Source organism: Paraburkholderia sp. GAS32 (assembly GCF_050434225.1).
GTDB lineage: Bacteria > Pseudomonadota > Gammaproteobacteria > Burkholderiales > Burkholderiaceae > Paraburkholderia > Paraburkholderia madseniana.
On sequence record NZ_JBNPVS010000012.1, the window covers coordinates 18,203 to 34,528 of the forward strand.

The window sequence follows — 16,326 nt, forward strand, 5'->3', positions numbered from 1 at the left end:
ATCGATTACATTTTTGAGCGATGGACGACGGAATCGCAAGGACGGAACGCTAGGGATTAACACGGGGTCGGGCAGACATGGCGAGAGCCCGCCCAGGGTTCGGCCCGGCGGCGCACTGCCCGCGACGGCGTGGATTCGCGCCGCCATTTGGTACAATCCCGCAGTTACCCTGCCGTGGCCTGCGTACCAGGCCGTACCCCGGAGTCGCACCCCGAGGCCGCCGGTCAGGGCAAAGAATCGCAAACTCGCCAAACCACACTGCCGAATCCACCATGAACATCGAGCAAGCGCGTTTCAACATGATCGAACAGCAGATCCGCCCCTGGGAAGTGCTCGACCAGGACGTGCTGAATCTGCTCTCGATCGTCAAGCGTGAAAACTTCGTCCCAACCGTCTACCGCGATCTGGCCTTCGTCGACTTCGAAGTGCCGCTGCCGGCCGGCCAGCACATGCTGGCGCCGCGCGTCGAAGCGCGCGTGCTGCAGGAACTGGCGGTGAAGAAACACGAAAGCGTGCTCGAAATCGGCGCGGGCTCGGGTTACATGGCCGCCCTGCTCGCGCATCGCGCGCAGCACGTGCTGACGGTCGACATCGAACCGGAACTGGCTGAGTTGGCGAAGAACAACCTCATCGCCAACGGCGTGCTGAACGCCGAAGTCGTCACGGGCGACGCCTCGCGCGGCTGGGCCAACGCCGCACCATACGACGTGATCTGCGTATCGGGCGGCCTGCCGGTGTTGCCGCAGGAAATCCTCGAACATCTGAAGGTCGGTGGCCGCCTGGCGGCGTTCGTTGGCACCGCGCCGGTCATGAAGGCGCAAGTCATCACGCGTATCGACGAGAAGCAGTACCGCATTGCCGACGTGTTCGAAACCTATGTCGAGCCGTTGATCAATGCCGTGCAGCCGCCGCGCTTCAAGTTTTAATTCGCACGTTTTTCCGGACGGCCGGCACGCCGCCGTCCTCAGAACTGGATGTCCTGCTGATGCAAAATCTGACCGCTCCCGCGCTCGCCGAATGGCTCGCCGATCAATCGCGCCCCGCACCCCTGCTGCTCGACGTGCGCGAACCGTGGGAAATCCAGACGGCGTCGATCGCCGGCGCCGTGTCGATCCCGATGCGTGAGATTCCCGCGCGCAGCGAAGAGCTCGACGACGACGTGCAAATCGTCTGCGTATGCCATCACGGCGCGCGCAGCGCCCAGGTCGCGATGTTCCTCGAATCGCGCGGCCACACCAACGTCTTCAATCTGCAAGGCGGGATCGACGCGTGGTCGCGTCAGGTCGATCCGACCGTTCCCACCTATTGATCGCACGGTCGCGATGATCCGTCGGCGGGTGCCGGTCCACGCGGCCGCTCTGGCGCTTCATTGCGCGGCTCTCGCGTTTCTCCCGGTTTCCTCACACGCCGTCGGTTTCTCCCAGCTTTACGACGAAGCACTCTCGAGCGACGCGCAGTTGCAAAGCGCGCGTGCGGCGCTTGCCGCCAATAGCGAAGAATTGCCACTGGCTCGCGCCAAACTGCTGCCGCAAGTCTCCGCGTCGCTCACCGCGAATCGCCAGAACACCGATTTCGGCGGCGGCTTTCCTGCCTCGTACGGCAATAGCAACGGCTACACGATTTCGCTCACGCAGCCGCTGATTCACGTCGATAGCTGGTACGGCTAAGCGCAGGGCAAGCTCGCGGTGGATTCGGCGCAGGCCTCGTTTGCACAGGCGCGGCAGGATCTGATCGTGCGGCTTGGTCAGGCTTATTTCGACTCGCTCGCCTCACAGGACAGCCTCGCCATTGTGCGTTCGCAGAAGGCGTCGATCGCCCAGCAGCTCGAATCGGCCAAGCATTCATTCGAAGTCGGTAACACGACGATCACCGATACCAACGAAGCCCAGGCTAAATACGATCAGGCGATTTCGCAGGAAATTGCCGCGCAGAACGATCTCGCGGTGAAGCTCGCCACGTTGCAGCAGATTGTCGGGCATCCGGTCGAGCGCGTGGATGGTCTCGCCGTCGGCGCGCCGCTGCCGCCGCCGGTGCCCGCCGATATCAATCTGTGGGTCGACGCGGCCACCGACGCGAATTACCAGGTCGTACTGAAGCAGATCGCGCTGGATAGCGCACAGCGCGAAACGTCGTAGGCCAAGGCCGGCCATCTGCCGACCGTAGACCTGGTGGCGAGCCGCTCGCGCAGCAGTCTCGGTGCGGCTGGTGCGGGTAACTCTGGCGGCAATTTCGGTGGTGGCTTTGGAAGCGGTGCGAATACGCCCTCGCCCGGTACGCCGGCGCTCGCCGCGGAACTGGGCAACCCGGGGTCCACTTACACGAACAGCACGATCAGCGTGCAGCTCACGATTCCGATCTTTGCGGGGGGCGCGACGCAAAGCCGTGTGCGTCAGACGCGCGCGCTCGAAGACCAGGCTGCTGCCGATCTCGATACGACTCGGCGCAATGCGGCGCTATCGGCGCGGCAAGCGTTTCTCGGTGTGGTGAGCGGGCTCGCACAAGTGCGCGCGCTGCAACCGCTCCCATCGGAGCGGCCGCATTGCTGGTGCCCTTGGCCATCGTCAGCAGATCCGGCGTCACACCGAAATACTGCGCAGCGAACGGCGTACCCAAACGCCCCCAGCCGGTAATCACTTCATCGAAGATCAGCAGGATCCCGTGCTTGTCGCAAATCTCACGCAACCGTTGCAAATACCCTTGCGGCGGAATCAGTACCCCGGTCGACCCAGCCACTGGCTCAACAATCACCGCAGCAATCGTCGACGCATCGTGCAACGTAACGAGCCGCTCCAGTTCATCGGCAAGATGCGCACGCCACACCGGTTGTCCTTTCGAAAACGCCGCCTCCTTGATATTCAGCGTATGCGGCAAATGATCGACAGCAGGCAACAGGCCGCCCGAAAACGCCTTGCAGTTCGGCGCAATCCCCCCACCGAAATCCCGCCGAATCCCACGCCGTGATACCCACTAGACCGGGTGCGCTACCCTTCTCCACGCGACCGGTGATAAGCCAACGCATTCTTCAGCGCAGTATCCAGCGCCTCCGAACCCGAGTTCACAAAGAAGATGTGCTTCAGATCCCCAGGCGTATGCCGCGCGATTTTTGTCGCGGCTTCAAAAGCCTTCGGATGCCTCATCTGAAACGTCGGAGCGAAATCCATCTCCGCCGCCTGCGCCTGCACTGCCGCCACGATCTCGTCCCGGCAGTGCCCCGCATTGACGCGCCACAGCCCGGCGGTGCCGTCGAGAATGCGCCGGCCATCGATTGACGTGTAGTACATCCCCTTCGCGCTCTCCAGCAGACGCGGCGCGCTTTTGAACTGCCGGTTCGCCGTAAAGGGCATCCAGAACGCAGACATATCGGGCGTATTGACGCTGGCGCGCTCATTCATGTCGTGTCTCCTCGCGTGGCTGGTCTTTCAGTCCAGGCAGAGCGCGGCGCTTGCACAAAGGGGCAGCGACCGTGCACCGCCGACGCCCGCTGGCCGACGGATACGCTTCGTTGCGGCGCGGCACGCACCTGAACGAGGCGCACGCCCTGCTCCTGCACCAATTTTGCGCCGCGTTGCGCATAACTTAGGCGGCGCACCACCGAGTCGCAGCACGCGATCTGTGGACTTCAAGTCGAAATTACTGCATGGCATGTGCCTTGCAGTACACAAGCGGCAAGTCATGCAGGATAAGCCCTGCTGGCTGAAATCGACGCCCATAAACATTCACCATCAATGGCAAGGGGAAATACATGAAACGTCGTAGTCTGTTGAAGTTCGGCTCCATGTCGGGCGCATTGGCGCTTGCAGGTCAGGTTCCGTTTGCTCAGGCGCAATCGGGCAGCGGTCCGATTAAAGTAGGCGTTCTACATTCCCTCTCCGGCACGATGGCGATCTCGGAAACATCGCTCAAAGACACCGCGCTGATGACCATCGCGGACATCAACAGGAATGGCGGCGTCATGGGCCGCCAACTGCAACCAGTGGTTGTGGACCCGGCATCGAACTGGCCGCTGTTTGCCGAAAAAGCGCGTCAGCTGATCACCCAGGAAAAGTGCGCCGTCGTGTTCGGTTGCTGGACGTCGGTGTCGCGCAAGTCGGTGCTGCCGGTGTTCGAAGAACTGAACGGGCTGCTGTTCTACCCGGTGCAGTACGAAGGCGAAGAGATGTCGCGCAACGTGTTCTACACGGGCGCCGCGCCGAATCAGCAAGCAATTCCGGCAACCGAATACCTGATGAGCACGGAAGGCGGCGGCGCCAAGCGCTTCTTCCTGCTGGGCACCGACTATGTGTACCCCCGCACGACCAACAAGATCCTGCGCGCGTTCCTCAAGTCGAAAGGCGTGCAGGAAGCCGATATCCAGGAGGTCTACACGCCGTTCGGCCACAGCGACTATCAGACCATCGTCGCGAACATCAAGACGTTCTCGCAGGGCGGCAAGACCGCGGTGATCTCGACCGTCAACGGCGACTCGAACGTGCCGTTCTACAAGGAACTCGGCAACCAGGGGCTAAAGGCGTCTGACGTGCCGGTGGTCGCATTCTCGGTCGGCGAAGAAGAACTGCGCGGCATCGATACGAAGCCGCTGGTCGGCAATCTCGCGGCATGGAACTACTTCATGTCGCTGCGCAATCCGGCCAACGAGAAGTTCAAGAAGCAATGGGCTGCCTGGGTCAAGGACAACAACCTGCCGGGCGGCACCAAGCGCGTGACCAATGACCCGATGGAAGCGACTTTCGTCGGCATCCATATGTGGAAGCAGGCCGTCGAAAAAGCGAAGAGCACGGACGTGGACAAGGTGCGTGTGGCGATGGTCGGCCAGACGTTTGCGGCGCCGTCGGGCTTCACGCTCGAAATGGACGGCAATCACCATCTGCACAAGCCGGTGATGATCGGCGAAGTGCGTGCCGACGGCCAGTTCAACGTGGTGTGGCGTACCAAGACCGCGGTTCGCGCGCAGCCGTGGAGCCCGTTCATCGCCGGCAATTCGAGCAAGCCGGATGTGGTCAGTTCGATTCCCGCATTCCTGAAGCGCTCGCGGGTCGCCTGAACCTGGGCAGAGCCGGGGCTGAATTGCTGCTCTGCCCGACAGGACGCTGCAAGACGCATGACAACGGCGTGGCACCGGTGCATCACCTCGATGCCGCGCCGCCTCGCCGGTTTTTCTTCAAAGGCCATCATGGCGTTTTCATTTCCGAAATTCGCACGACGCAGCATCGGCGGCCTCGCGCTCGCGCTTATCGTTAGCGCGCCGCTTGCCGCCTTCGCGCTCACTCCGGCCGATGTCGCGCCGCTCGCCGGTGACGACTTCGATGCAAAATCCGCGGCAATCGACAAACTGATTGCCAACCACGACAAAGAATCACTCGCGGTGCTTAAAGCCCTCTCCGAGGACAGCGCACTCGCCACCGATTCCGGCGCGGTGCTGCTGCAAGACGGCGACACGGCACGCGATGTTATCACCGGTAAAACGGTCGCCGCGGGCGACGCGCAACCGGTCACCCTGAACAACTTACTGCGCTCGAAAGTGGCGGGCGCACTCTCGGGTCTGCAACTCGATTCACCCGATGCCGCCACGCGCGACGCCGCCATCACCGCATTGCTGCAAAACCCAGACCCGTCGATCAAACCGCTGGTTGATGCGGCGCGTGCAAAAGAAACCGACCCGGCACTGAAGAAGCGTCTCGACACGTTGTGGGCGATGACCGCGTTGCACGACGCCGACCCGGCCAAGCGGCTCGAAGCCGTGCAACTGGTCGCCGCGCGGCACGATCTCGACATGAACGAACTGCTGCGCCCGCTCGTCGCGAAGAAACCGGACGGCACCTTCAACGAAGCGGACGATCGCGTGCGCTCCGCCGCGCAAAGCGGCATCGATGAACTCGATTCGATCCAGCGCCGCAGCCAGATCGCCGGCACACTGTTCGCGGGCTTGTCGCTTGGCAGCGTGCTGCTGCTCGCTGCATTGGGCCTCGCGATCACGTATGGCTTGATTGGCGTCATCAACATGGCGCACGGCGAATTCCTGATGATCGGCGCGTACGCGACCTACGTCGTGCAGAACCTGTTCCAGCGCTTTGCGCCCGGTGCGTTCGACTGGTATCCGCTGCTGGCCGTGCCGGCGTCATTCGCCGCAGCCGGACTGGTCGGCATCGTGCTCGAACGGCTGGTGTTGAAGCATCTGTACGGCCGTCCGCTCGAGACCCTGCTGACCACCTTTGGCGTCAGCCTGATTCTGATTCAGGCGACACGTATGGTGTTCGGCGCGCAGAACGTCCAGGTGATCAACCCCGCATGGATGAGCGGCGGCGTAACCGTGCTGCCCAATCTGATTCTGCCGTACAACCGGCTGGCGATTCTGGCGTTTTCGCTGATCGTCGTCGGGATTGCATGGGCTGTCCTGACTAAAACCCGGCTGGGTCTGTTCGTGCGAGCCGTCACACAAAACCGGCGAATGGCAGCATGCGTCGGCGTAAAAACCGCGCGTGTCGATTCGTATGCGTTCGCGTTTGGCGCAGGCATTGCCGGCTTGGGTGGCTGTGCGCTGTCGCAGATCGGCAATGTGGGCCCGGATCTCGGCCAGAGCTACATCATCGATTCGTTCATGGCCGTGGTGCTTGGCGGTGTCGGCCAACTCGCCGGCACGGTGATCGGCGGCTTCGGTCTCGGGTTGATCAGCAAGGCGATCGAGCCGTTCTGGGGCGCGGTTCTCGCCAAGATCGCGGTGCTCGTGCTGATCGTGCTGTTCATCCAGAAGCGTCCGCAGGGTATGTTCGCCCTCAAGGGCCGTAGCGCGGAGGCATGAGATGACATCGGCTACCTCTTCGGCTCACGTCGGTTCAGCGAGCAGTGGCGCTTCTGCCGGACGCGAGGCGCAGTCCGGCTTCGCGCTCGGCTTGCCGCCGCGTCCTGCATTGCTGTCACGCCGCGCGTGGCTCGCGCTGATCGCACTGATCATCGTGTTCGGTCTCGGCGTGCCGTTCGCGACGCTGGTGGTCCCGGAAACGAGCGCGTTCCATCTGTCCGCGTACGCGATGACGATCACCGGCAAGTTCATGTGCTACGCGATCGCCGCGCTGGCACTCGATCTCGTGTGGGGCTACTGCGGCATCCTGAGTCTCGGACACGCGCTGTTCTTTGCGTTGGGCGGTTACGCGATTGGCATGTACCTGATGCGTTCGATCGGCCACGAAGGCAAATACGGCAGCGACCTGCCCGACTTCATGGTGTTTCTCGACTGGCACCAACTGCCGTGGTACTGGCAAGGCACGCAGCATCTCGGCTACGCGCTGCTGCTGGTGGTGCTGGTGCCGGCGGTGGTCGCGTGGGTGTTCGGCTTCTTCACGTTCCGTTCGCGGGTGAAAGGCGTGTACCTGTCGATCATCACGCAGGCGATGACGTTTGCCGCCATGCTGCTGTTCTACCGCAACGAAACGGGATTCGGCGGCAACAACGGCTTTACCGACTTCAAGCGTATCGGTGGTTTTCCGATTACGCATCCGGGCACGCGCACTGCCCTCCTGCTGATCACGTTTGCGGTGTTAATCCTGGCCTTCATCGGCGCGCGGGCAATCGTCACCTCGAAGCTCGGCCGCGTGGTCACCGCGGTACGTGACGGCGAAACGCGTTTGATGTTCCTCGGCTACAGCCCACTCGCGTACAAGCTGTTCGTGTGGACCGTCTCCGCCATTTTGTGCGGGGTTGCTGGCGCATTGTATGTGCCGCAGGTCGGCATCATCAACCCGGGCGAGATGTCGCCGGGCAACTCGATCGAGATGGCGATCTGGGTTGCGGTGGGTGGACGCGGCACGTTGATCGGACCGATCATCGGCGCGTTCGCGGTGAACGGCGCGAAGAGCTTTTTTACGGCGAACTTCCCTGAATACTGGCTGTTCTTTCTTGGGCTGATTTTCGTGCTGGTCCCGCTGCTGTTGCCCAGCGGCATCATGGGGTTGATCGAAATGGTGACGCGCAAGAGGGATCGCGTATGAACGAAAACCCGATGGTCCCTGATCTTGCATTACCTGAAGAGCCTGCTGAACGGTCGTTAAGCGGTGTCGCGAGCATGGGGCACGCGGTGGTGCCGGGCGAGATCGATATTTCACACGGAACGATTCTTTACCTTGAAGACGTGACCGTGAGTTTCGATGGGTTTCGCGCATTGAATGCGCTGACTTTATCGATCAACGCGGGAGAGTTGCGTTGCATCATCGGACCGAATGGCGCCGGCAAGACGACGATGATGGATGTCATCACCGGGAAGACCGAACCGGATTCTGGCAAGGTTTTTCTGGGGCAGTCGATTGATCTGACGCGGATGAATGAGCCTTCTATTGCGCGCGCCGGGATTGGGCGCAAGTTTCAGAAACCTACTGTTTTTGAACAGCATCCTGTGTGGGAAAACCTTGAGTTGGCTATGAAGGCTGACAAGGGATGGTGGGCTTCGTTGCGTGCGCGACTGGATCGTGAGGCGCAAGCGCGGATTGAAGAGACGTTGTCTTTGATTGGCTTGGAGAGCGAAGCGCGGCGGCTTGCCGGTGAGTTGTCGCATGGACAGAAACAGCGGCTCGAGATCGGGATGTTGCTGATGCAGCAACCGGCGCTTCTGTTGCTCGACGAGCCTGCCGCGGGCATGACCGACGACGAGACCATGCAATTGGCCGAGCTGCTCAATCACTTGCGTGGGAGTTGCTCGATGATGGTTGTCGAACACGACATGGAGTTTGTCGCGGCGCTATCGGGTGAGAAGGGGAAGGTCACGGTGATGGCCGAAGGGCGAGTGCTCGCCCACGGCACGCTTGATGAGGTGAAGAGAGATGAGACGGTGATCGAGTCTTATCTCGGGCGGTAATGGCCGCAATCAAACCACGGCCGCAACAAGCCACCAGAATTCAAGGATCGACCGACATGCTAGAAGTGGAAAACCTCAACCAGTACTACGGCGGCAGCCACATTCTTCGTGATGTGAAACTCACCGTGCCCGACGGCAAGCTCACTGTCCTACTGGGTCGCAACGGCGTGGGCAAGACAACCTTGCTTCGATGCCTGATGGGTGTCGTCCAGACCAAGAGCGGCTCGATCGCCTGGCGCGGCGCACCGATCACCAAGCTGCCGACTTACTCGCGTGTAGAAAAAGGCCTCGCCTACGTCCCGCAAGGCCGCGACATCTTCCCGAGGCTGACCGTCGAAGAAAATCTGCTGGTCGGCGCTGCCAGCAAAAAAGCCCCGAAGAAAATCCCGGACCGTATCTACGAACTCTTCCCCGTCCTGAAGGACATGCGCAGCCGCCGCGGTGGCGACCTCTCCGGCGGTCAACAGCAACAGCTCGCGATCGGCCGAGCGTTGATGAGCGATCCGCAATTGCTGATCCTCGATGAACCCACCGAAGGTATCCAGCCCTCGATCATTCAGGACATTGGCCGCACGCTGCGTCAGCTGGTCGAAGAAATGGGCATGACCGTGCTGCTCGTCGAACAGTATTACGACTTCGCCAAGGAAATCGCTGATCGGTATTGGGTGATGAGCCGCGGGGAAATCGTCGCGGGCGGTGAAGGCGCGAACATGGATACCGATGGCGTACGTGCACTGATCGCCGTCTGAGCGGAACAAGCAGCGCAAACCGCACAATCAGCACGGCGTGCTATTCTCGCCGCATCCTGTGGCAACGCGGCTCGTCGTTGCCTAACGCGTGCGGGCACGCTGCGCATTGACGCGTCTGTTGCCGCGTCTGTTGCCGCGTCCGTTACTGTGCCCAATACGCGCCCAGCCGCTCATTCATTCGCAAGTCCGCTCGCATGTCGCTTCACGAAAACCACGCTGCACTCGCCACCGCGCAACCCAGTGCGCACTCACAATGGCGCGCGCGCCTCGAACTCGGCTTCGTCAAAGACGGCGAACGGACCACCCTCAAGCATCGGCTGCATGATGGGCCGTTACGCGTGCAACGGCCGCTCTATCCGGAAGGCCATGCGATCTGCCACGCAGTAATCGTGCATCCGCCGGGCGGGATCGCGGGCGGCGATCAACTCGATATCGACGTGGATGTCGGCGACAGCGCCCATGCCGTCATCACCACGCCCGGCGCAACCAAGTGGTACAAGTCCAACGGCCGTGCGGCACGGCAGAATATTGCGGTGCGCGTCGGCCCGCAGGCGAAGCTCGACTGGCTGCCGCAGAACAATATCGTTTTCGATCACGCCAACGCAATGCTGGATTTTTCGCTGACGCTTGGCGAAGGCGCTACCGCAATTGGGTGGGATGCGACTCAGCTTGGCCGGCAAGCGGCTGGTGAGCGGTGGTCAAACGGGCAGTTGCGAGCCGTATCGCGGATCGCTGGCGCGAACGGTGAGGCGCTTTGGCTCGAGCGTGCGAGCCTCAGCGCGGAAGATTCATTGCGGGATGCCGCGCAAGGCCTGGCGGGGTTTCCTTCGTATGGAACGCTATGGGCTGTCGGGGCGGCCTGCGATGATGCACTCGCTGAAGCGCTCACTGCCCAGTTGCCATTTGATGACTCGTTGCGGGCAGCGGCTTCCTGTGTCACTGAAGGGGTTTTACTCGTGCGGGCGGTGTCGCGGTCAATGGAGACGCTGCAGCGTGCTTTGACTCAATGCTGGCTTCAGTTGCGCCCGGTCGTGCATGGTGTCGACGCTGTGCCACTTCGAATCTGGTCGACCTGATTCGCTGAGCATTGGCGCCTAGCAGCGCAGCGCGCCTTTCACCTTCGTAAGACGTCGAGAGCACCAATCTGGCGCGCCCGCCTGCTCCAAATCGGTGCTCTCGACGCCTTTCGTCCCGCCAAGCCATGCTGCACCGCCATGGCACATACCTTGCGTCGAAATCCCCCACGATGCTGCCGCGTCCTGACGGCAGCCGACCACCCGCTACCACCGTTCGCCTAACATGACCCGATCGACCCTTCGCCCTGCGCGCCGCGCCTGGCTCGCCGCACTGCTGCTCTCGCCCGTTCTCGCCATCAATGCACCCGCCGCCCACGCGGATACGCTCGACAACATCGCCAAAGCCGGCGTGCTGAAGGTCGCAGTTCCCGAAGACTATCCGCCCTTTGGCTCGGTCGGCGCGGATATGAAGCCGCAAGGCTATGACATCGATACCGCCGCGATGCTCGCTAAGTCGATGAACGTGAAGCTCGAACTCGTCCCGGTCAATAGCGCGAACCGCATTCCGTATCTGCAAACGGGTAAGGTCGATCTGGTGATTTCGTCGCTCGGCAAAACGCCTGAGCGCGACAAGGTCATCGATTTCTCGGCGGCCTACGCGCCGTATTACCAGGGCGTGTTCGGTCCCGCCGACATCAAGGTCACCGGTCCCGCCGATCTCACCGGCAAGACGGTCGGCGCCACGCGCGGCGCGCTCGAAGAAATCGGCCTCACGCAAATGGCGCCGAACGCCACCATCAAGCGCTTCGAAGATAACAACGCGACCATCGCTGCGTTTCTCTCAGGTCAGGTGCAGTTGATCGCTGCCGGCAATATCGTCGCCGCCGCGATTAATGCGAAGAATCCGCCGCGCCGTCCGGAACCTAAGTTCGTTATAAAGGATTCACCATGTTTCGTCGGCATGAACAAGAATGAAAGCCGGCTCCAGGCGAAGGTCAACGCCGCTATCGCCCAAGCGAAGGCGGACGGCACGCTCAACACGATGTCGAAGAAGTGGTTCGGCGCGCCCTTGCCGACCAACCTGTAAGCGGGTCGTTAATTCAGCTTGATATCTTTGTAAGCTGATCTGGCAGTAAGCTTGTCGCGGTTTGTTTCGCGTCGCATTTCGAGCGACCGCGATGGCGCACAACGAAGCGCGACCCCGAACGCATCCAACGCCTGTCCTGGCTGGGACAGGCGTAACCCAACCTGACATCCGATGAAGCTGACACCTCGCGAGAAGGACAAGCTGCTGATCTTCACCGCCGCGCTGCTCGCCGAACGGCGCCGCGCTCGCGGCCTCAAACTGAATTACCCGGAAGCCATCGCTTTCATCACCGCTGCGCTGATGGAAGCGGCCCGTGACGGCAAGACCGTCGCCGAGGTCATGCACTACGGCACCACGCTGCTGACGCGCGCCGATGTGATGGAAGGCGTGCCGGAAATGATCCCCGACATCCAGGTCGAAGCCACGTTCCCCGACGGCACCAAGCTCGTCACCGTTCATCACCCGATCCCCTAATCACGCAAGGCAGCCCCATGATTCCCGGCGAACTCCTCATCGACGACGGCGAACACGAACTCAACGCGGGCCGCGCCACCGTCACGGTGGTCGTGTCGAATACCGGCGATCGTCCGGTGCAAATCGGCTCGCACTATCACTTCTATGAAGTGAACGATTCTCTCTCCTTCGATCGTGAAGCGGCGCGCGGCTTCCGGCTCAACATCGCGGCAGGCACCGCCGTACGCTTCGAGCCCGGGCAGGAACGCACCGTCGAACTGGTCGAACTGGCGGGCGACCGCGTCGTCTACGGCTTCAACGGCAAGGTGATGGGCAAGCTCTGATGCGCGACCCGCGCACGCTTGCTCTGACCACCCTGCTCATTTCCGGACCCTCACTATGACATTACGCATCGGCCGCCGCGCATACGCGGAAATGTTCGGCCCCACCACTGGCGACCGCGTGCGCCTCGCCGATACCGAGTTGCTGATCGAAGTCGAGCGCGACTTCACGACTTACGGCGAAGAAGTGAAATTCGGCGGCGGCAAAGTGATTCGCGACGGCATGGGCCAGTCGCAACGCGTGCATGCCGACGTGGTCGACACCGTCGTGACGAACGCGGTGATTCTCGATCACTGGGGCATCGTCAAGGCCGACATCGGTATCAAGAACGGCCGTATTGCCGCGATCGGCAAAGCGGGCAATCCCGACATCCAGCCGAACGTGACGATCGCGATCGGCGCGTCCACCGAAGTGATCGCGGGCGAAGGCCTGATCGTGACGGCGGGCGGCATCGATACGCACATTCACTTCATCAGCCCGCAGCAGATTGAAGAAGCACTTGCGAGCGGCGTGACGACGATGCTCGGCGGCGGCACGGGTCCGGCAACGGGTACGAACGCGACGACTTGCACGCCGGGTCCGTGGCATCTCGAGCGCATGCTGCAAGCGGCCGATGGTTATCCGATGAATCTCGGCTTTCTCGGCAAGGGCAATGTAAGTCAGCCACAACCTGCGCTTGAACAGATCGCCGCGGGTGCGATCGGTTTGAAGCTGCACGAAGACTGGGGCACGACGCCTGCTGCGATCGACAACTGTCTTTCCGTCGCCGACGACACCGACACGCAGGTCGCGATCCACACGGATACGCTGAACGAAGCCGGTTTTGTGGAAGCGACCGTGGCCGCTTTCAAGGGCCGCACGATCCACACGTATCACACGGAAGGCGCAGGCGGCGGCCACGCACCTGACATCATCAAGGTGTGCGGCGAAGCGAACGTGCTGCCCTCGTCGACCAATCCGACACGCCCGTACACCGTCAACACGCTCGAAGAGCATCTCGACATGCTGATGGTGTGCCACCACCTGGACCCGTCGATTGCGGAAGATATCGCCTTTGCCGAGTCGCGCATTCGTCGCGAGACCATTGCTGCCGAAGACATCCTGCACGACCTCGGTGCGTTGTCGATGCTGTCGTCGGATTCGCAGGCGATGGGACGAGTTGGCGAAGTGATCATCCGCACGTGGCAGACCGCGCACAAGATGAAGGTGCAACGCGGCGCGCTGCCTGAAGACAACGCGCGGCACGATAATTTCCGCGCGAAGCGTTACATTGCAAAGTACACGATCAACCCGGCCATCACGCATGGCATCTCGCATGAAGTCGGTTCGATCGAACCGGGCAAGTGGGCCGATCTGGTGTTCTGGGAGCCGGCGTTTTTCGGCATCAAGCCGTCGCTGATTCTGAAGGGCGGCATGATCGCGATGGCGCAGATGGGCGACCCGAACGCGTCGATCCCAACGCCGCAGCCGGTCCACTATCGCGAGATGTTCGCGACGCGTGGCGGTGCGTTGGGACGTACCTCCCTGACCTTCGTTTCGCAGTTGGCTGCCGATGCTGGCGTCGGTGAACGTTATGGCCTGAACAAGCGTATTGTTGCTGTGAAGAACTGCCGCAAGATCACGAAGGCCGACATGATTCACAACGCGTGGCGTCCGGCGATTAGCGTCGATCCTGAGACGTATCAGGTTATCGCTGATGGGCAGTTGCTGACTTGCGAGCCGGCCACCGTGCTGCCGATGGCGCAGCGTTACTTTTTGTTCTAAGCCATGCGCACTATCGACAAACTGATTGCGCCGCATCTGAAGCTCGCGCCTGTGCTGGTGAAGCGCGCGCCGACTTTGACGCTTGCTTTTGATGACCGCCGTAAGAGTCGTCTCGCGGCAACGCTCGATAACGGTGAGGAAGTCGCGCTGTTATTACCGCGCGGTACCGTGCTGCGCGACGGCGATGTTCTAGTCGCTGATGATGGTGGTTTGGTGCGCGTGGTCGCCGCGCCTGAAGCCGTGCTGGTTGTCCGCGCTAGAGATGCGTTGACGCTGACGCGCGCCGCTTATCATCTCGGCAATCGTCACACGCCGGTCGAGGTCGGCGCGGATTATCTGAAGCTTGAATACGATCCGGTGCTGGCCGATATGCTCAAGCGCATCGGCGCAAGCGTTGATCAGGTGTCGATGCCATTTCAGCCGGAATCCGGCGCGTATGGCGGCGGTCACAAGCATGGTCACGATGAGACCTTTGCTGAAGACTATGCGTTAGCTCAGCAGGTGTTCGGCGAACATCATGGGCATGAGCATTCGGACGATCATGAGCATGGGCATTCGCATGGCCATGACCACCCACACGATCATGAACACGGTCACAGCCACGCGCATGGTCACTCGCATGACCATAACCACGGCAACGACCATTCGCACGATTCCAAAGACGACGATCACGTCCACGACGAATCGTGCGGCCACGGGCACCGTCATCACCATGCGCATCGCTGAACTCACAGCGCTACTGCATCTCGCGTCGCCGGCATTGCCGATCGGCGCGTTCAGCTACTCGCAGGGTCTCGAAGCCGCGATCGAAGCGCAACTCATCACCGACGCCGATTCCGCACGCGATTGGATCGCGAGCGGTTTAACCGATGTGCTTGCGCGAGGCGAGTTGCCGTTTCTTGCGCATCAGATGGAACGCTGGCGCGCGCACGACGCAGCCGGCTTAAAGGAAGCAAACAGCGAATTCCTGGCAAGCCGTGAGTCCGCGGAACTCAGACGCGAAACGGAACAAATGGGCTGGTCGCTGCGTCAGTTGTGCGTATCCCTCGAATGGGGCGACGCAGAACGGCGCATGACTTTGGCATCGCTAAAGCCCTTGGCCCAACCCACGGCTTTCGCATTCGCCGCTTTCGCCCACGACGCAGCGCCTGACGCCGCGCTCGCCGCCTACGCATTTAGCTGGGTAGAAAACCAGGCCGCCGCCGCATTGAAGGCCGTGCCACTTGGCCAACTCGCGGGTCAACGCATCATCGTCGCGTTACGCAAGCCGATCGATGCCGCCGTCACGCGAGCCTTGGCCACGCCACCCGACAACATCAACACCTTCGCGCCGCAATTGGGCATTCTGTCGGCGCGTCACGAGTCGCAGTATTCGCGGCTCTTTCGCTCTTAAACAAATCCATCATGAACGCACCTCATCACCCCGCTCACTCGCCTGTCCGCACGAAGAAACTGCCGCCGCTGCGCGTGGGCGTCGGCGGCCCGGTCGGCTCGGGCAAGACCACGTTGCTCGAAATGCTCTGCAAGGCAATGCGCGACCAGTACGACCTCGTCGCCATTACCAACGACATCTATACGAAGGAAGATCAGCGTCTGTTGACCGTAGCAGGCGCGTTGCCGGCCGAGCGGATCATGGGCGTGGAAACGGGCGGCTGCCCGCACACGGCGATTCGCGAAGACGCGTCGATCAATCTCGAAGCCGTCGACCGTATGCTGACGCGCTTCCCTGATGCGGACATCGTGTTCATTGAATCGGGTGGCGACAACCTTGCGGCAACCTTCAGCCCTGAACTGTCGGACCTTACGATCTACGTGATCGACGTAGCTGGCGGCGAAAAGATTCCGCGCAAAGGCGGCCCAGGCATTACGAAGTCGGATCTGCTGGTGATCAACAAGATCGATCTCGCACCGATGGTCGGCGCGAATCTCGAGGTGATGGCTTCAGACGCGAAGAAGATGCGCGGCGAGCGTCCCTTCGTGATGTGCAATCTGAAGGCGCTCGACGGACTGGATGTGGTGGTGAAGTTTATCGAGAAGAAGGGGTTGTTGAAGGCTTAAAGCCAGAGAGGCGCG

General features: G+C 61.6%; 15 protein-coding genes and 3 pseudogenes. 17 read left to right on the forward strand and 1 reads right to left on the reverse strand.

Annotated elements, in window-relative coordinates:
* Positions 1-272 precede the first annotated feature (272 nt).
* The 4 genes and pseudogenes from P3T25_RS16555 to P3T25_RS16570 form a co-directional block, all read left to right on the forward strand.
* Positions 273-926 carry a protein-L-isoaspartate O-methyltransferase family protein gene (locus P3T25_RS16555; protein ID WP_408517634.1) on the forward strand — a complete coding sequence of 218 codons (654 nt, stop codon included), beginning with the start codon at positions 273-275 and terminating at the stop codon, positions 924-926.
* Positions 927-985: 59 nt separating this feature from the next.
* Positions 986-1,309, forward strand: a complete 324-nt coding sequence (locus P3T25_RS16560; protein ID WP_429358397.1) for a rhodanese-like domain-containing protein — start codon at positions 986-988, stop codon at positions 1,307-1,309.
* Positions 1,310-1,322: 13 nt separating this feature from the next.
* Positions 1,323-2,135: pseudogene (locus P3T25_RS16565) on the forward strand (TolC family protein).
* A gap of 33 nt (positions 2,136-2,168) precedes the next feature.
* Positions 2,169-2,456 (forward strand): annotated as a pseudogene (locus tag P3T25_RS16570) (TolC family protein); the annotation flags it as partial.
* Between the two features lie 40 nt (positions 2,457-2,496).
* On the opposite strand, the pseudogene P3T25_RS16575 reads toward P3T25_RS16570, so the two are convergent.
* Positions 2,497-3,392, reverse strand: a pseudogene (locus tag P3T25_RS16575) (aminotransferase class III-fold pyridoxal phosphate-dependent enzyme); the annotation flags it as partial.
* Positions 3,393-3,742: 350 nt separating this feature from the next.
* On the opposite strand from P3T25_RS16575, the gene urtA reads away from it, so the two are divergent.
* From urtA to ureG, 13 genes are all read left to right on the forward strand, one after another.
* Positions 3,743-5,041 (forward strand): urea ABC transporter substrate-binding protein, encoded by a 1,299-nt coding sequence (gene urtA, locus P3T25_RS16580; RefSeq protein ID WP_408517632.1) that lies wholly within the window; start codon positions 3,743-3,745, stop codon positions 5,039-5,041.
* A gap of 129 nt (positions 5,042-5,170) precedes the next feature.
* The gene (urtB, locus tag P3T25_RS16585; RefSeq protein WP_429358497.1) at positions 5,171-6,796 is read left to right on the forward strand and encodes an urea ABC transporter permease subunit UrtB; all 1,626 of its coding nucleotides are present in this window, start codon (positions 5,171-5,173) and stop codon (positions 6,794-6,796) included.
* A 1-nt stretch (position 6,797) separates the two neighbouring features.
* Positions 6,798-7,982: an urea ABC transporter permease subunit UrtC gene (gene urtC, locus P3T25_RS16590; RefSeq protein ID WP_429358398.1), complete on the forward strand. Its 1,185-nt coding sequence runs from the start codon at positions 6,798-6,800 to the stop codon at positions 7,980-7,982.
* Positions 7,979-8,842, forward strand: a complete 864-nt coding sequence (gene urtD, locus P3T25_RS16595) for an urea ABC transporter ATP-binding protein UrtD (protein ID WP_266260018.1) — start codon at positions 7,979-7,981, stop codon at positions 8,840-8,842. Before urtC ends, urtD begins: the two co-directional genes overlap by 4 nt.
* A 56-nt stretch (positions 8,843-8,898) precedes the next feature.
* Positions 8,899-9,591 (forward strand): urea ABC transporter ATP-binding subunit UrtE, encoded by a 693-nt coding sequence (gene urtE, locus P3T25_RS16600; protein ID WP_074286084.1) that lies wholly within the window; start codon positions 8,899-8,901, stop codon positions 9,589-9,591.
* A 194-nt stretch (positions 9,592-9,785) separates the two neighbouring features.
* A complete protein-coding gene (locus P3T25_RS16605; RefSeq protein ID WP_429358399.1) occupies positions 9,786-10,667 on the forward strand; it encodes an urease accessory protein UreD in 882 nt (293 codons plus the stop codon).
* Positions 10,668-10,890: 223 nt separating this feature from the next.
* The gene (locus P3T25_RS16610) at positions 10,891-11,694 is read left to right on the forward strand and encodes a transporter substrate-binding domain-containing protein (protein WP_154565939.1); all 804 of its coding nucleotides are present in this window, start codon (positions 10,891-10,893) and stop codon (positions 11,692-11,694) included.
* A 171-nt stretch (positions 11,695-11,865) separates the two neighbouring features.
* Positions 11,866-12,168, forward strand: coding sequence for an urease subunit gamma (gene ureA / locus P3T25_RS16615; protein WP_054041799.1), 303 nt, complete (start codon positions 11,866-11,868; stop codon positions 12,166-12,168).
* Between the two features lie 17 nt (positions 12,169-12,185).
* Positions 12,186-12,491, forward strand: coding sequence for an urease subunit beta (locus P3T25_RS16620; protein WP_429358400.1), 306 nt, complete (start codon positions 12,186-12,188; stop codon positions 12,489-12,491).
* Between the two features lie 55 nt (positions 12,492-12,546).
* Complete coding sequence (gene ureC / locus P3T25_RS16625) at positions 12,547-14,253, forward strand: urease subunit alpha (RefSeq protein WP_429358401.1); 1,707 nt, start codon at positions 12,547-12,549, stop codon at positions 14,251-14,253.
* Positions 14,254-14,256: 3 nt separating this feature from the next.
* The gene (ureE, locus tag P3T25_RS16630; protein ID WP_429358402.1) at positions 14,257-14,979 is read left to right on the forward strand and encodes an urease accessory protein UreE; all 723 of its coding nucleotides are present in this window, start codon (positions 14,257-14,259) and stop codon (positions 14,977-14,979) included.
* Positions 14,966-15,646, forward strand: a complete 681-nt coding sequence (locus tag P3T25_RS16635; RefSeq protein WP_429358498.1) for an urease accessory protein UreF — start codon at positions 14,966-14,968, stop codon at positions 15,644-15,646. Before ureE ends, P3T25_RS16635 begins: the two co-directional genes overlap by 14 nt.
* Before the next feature lie 11 nt (positions 15,647-15,657).
* On the forward strand, positions 15,658-16,311 hold the full coding sequence (ureG, locus tag P3T25_RS16640; protein ID WP_429358403.1) for an urease accessory protein UreG: 654 nt from the start codon (positions 15,658-15,660) through the stop codon (positions 16,309-16,311).
* Positions 16,312-16,326: the final 15 nt, after the last annotated feature.

Excerpts from the sequence above, each read along its gene's own strand:
- P3T25_RS16555 (WP_408517634.1), top strand. The coding sequence starts at position 273 with ATGAACATCGAGCAAGCGCGTTTCAACATGATCGAACAGCAGATCCGC.
- P3T25_RS16560 (WP_429358397.1), top strand. The coding sequence starts at position 986 with ATGCAAAATCTGACCGCTCCCGCGCTCGCCGAATGGCTCGCCGATCAA.
- urtA (WP_408517632.1), top strand. The coding sequence starts at position 3,743 with ATGAAACGTCGTAGTCTGTTGAAGTTCGGCTCCATGTCGGGCGCATTG.
- urtB (WP_429358497.1), top strand. The coding sequence starts at position 5,171 with ATGGCGTTTTCATTTCCGAAATTCGCACGACGCAGCATCGGCGGCCTC.
- urtC (WP_429358398.1), top strand. The coding sequence starts at position 6,798 with ATGACATCGGCTACCTCTTCGGCTCACGTCGGTTCAGCGAGCAGTGGC.
- urtD (WP_266260018.1), top strand. The coding sequence starts at position 7,979 with ATGAACGAAAACCCGATGGTCCCTGATCTTGCATTACCTGAAGAGCCT.
- urtE (WP_074286084.1), top strand. The coding sequence starts at position 8,899 with ATGCTAGAAGTGGAAAACCTCAACCAGTACTACGGCGGCAGCCACATT.
- P3T25_RS16605 (WP_429358399.1), top strand. The coding sequence starts at position 9,786 with ATGTCGCTTCACGAAAACCACGCTGCACTCGCCACCGCGCAACCCAGT.
- P3T25_RS16610 (WP_154565939.1), top strand. The coding sequence starts at position 10,891 with ATGACCCGATCGACCCTTCGCCCTGCGCGCCGCGCCTGGCTCGCCGCA.
- ureA (WP_054041799.1), top strand. The coding sequence starts at position 11,866 with ATGAAGCTGACACCTCGCGAGAAGGACAAGCTGCTGATCTTCACCGCC.
- P3T25_RS16620 (WP_429358400.1), top strand. The coding sequence starts at position 12,186 with ATGATTCCCGGCGAACTCCTCATCGACGACGGCGAACACGAACTCAAC.
- ureC (WP_429358401.1), top strand. The coding sequence starts at position 12,547 with ATGACATTACGCATCGGCCGCCGCGCATACGCGGAAATGTTCGGCCCC.
- ureE (WP_429358402.1), top strand. The coding sequence starts at position 14,257 with ATGCGCACTATCGACAAACTGATTGCGCCGCATCTGAAGCTCGCGCCT.
- P3T25_RS16635 (WP_429358498.1), top strand. The coding sequence starts at position 14,966 with ATGCGCATCGCTGAACTCACAGCGCTACTGCATCTCGCGTCGCCGGCA.
- ureG (WP_429358403.1), top strand. The coding sequence starts at position 15,658 with ATGAACGCACCTCATCACCCCGCTCACTCGCCTGTCCGCACGAAGAAA.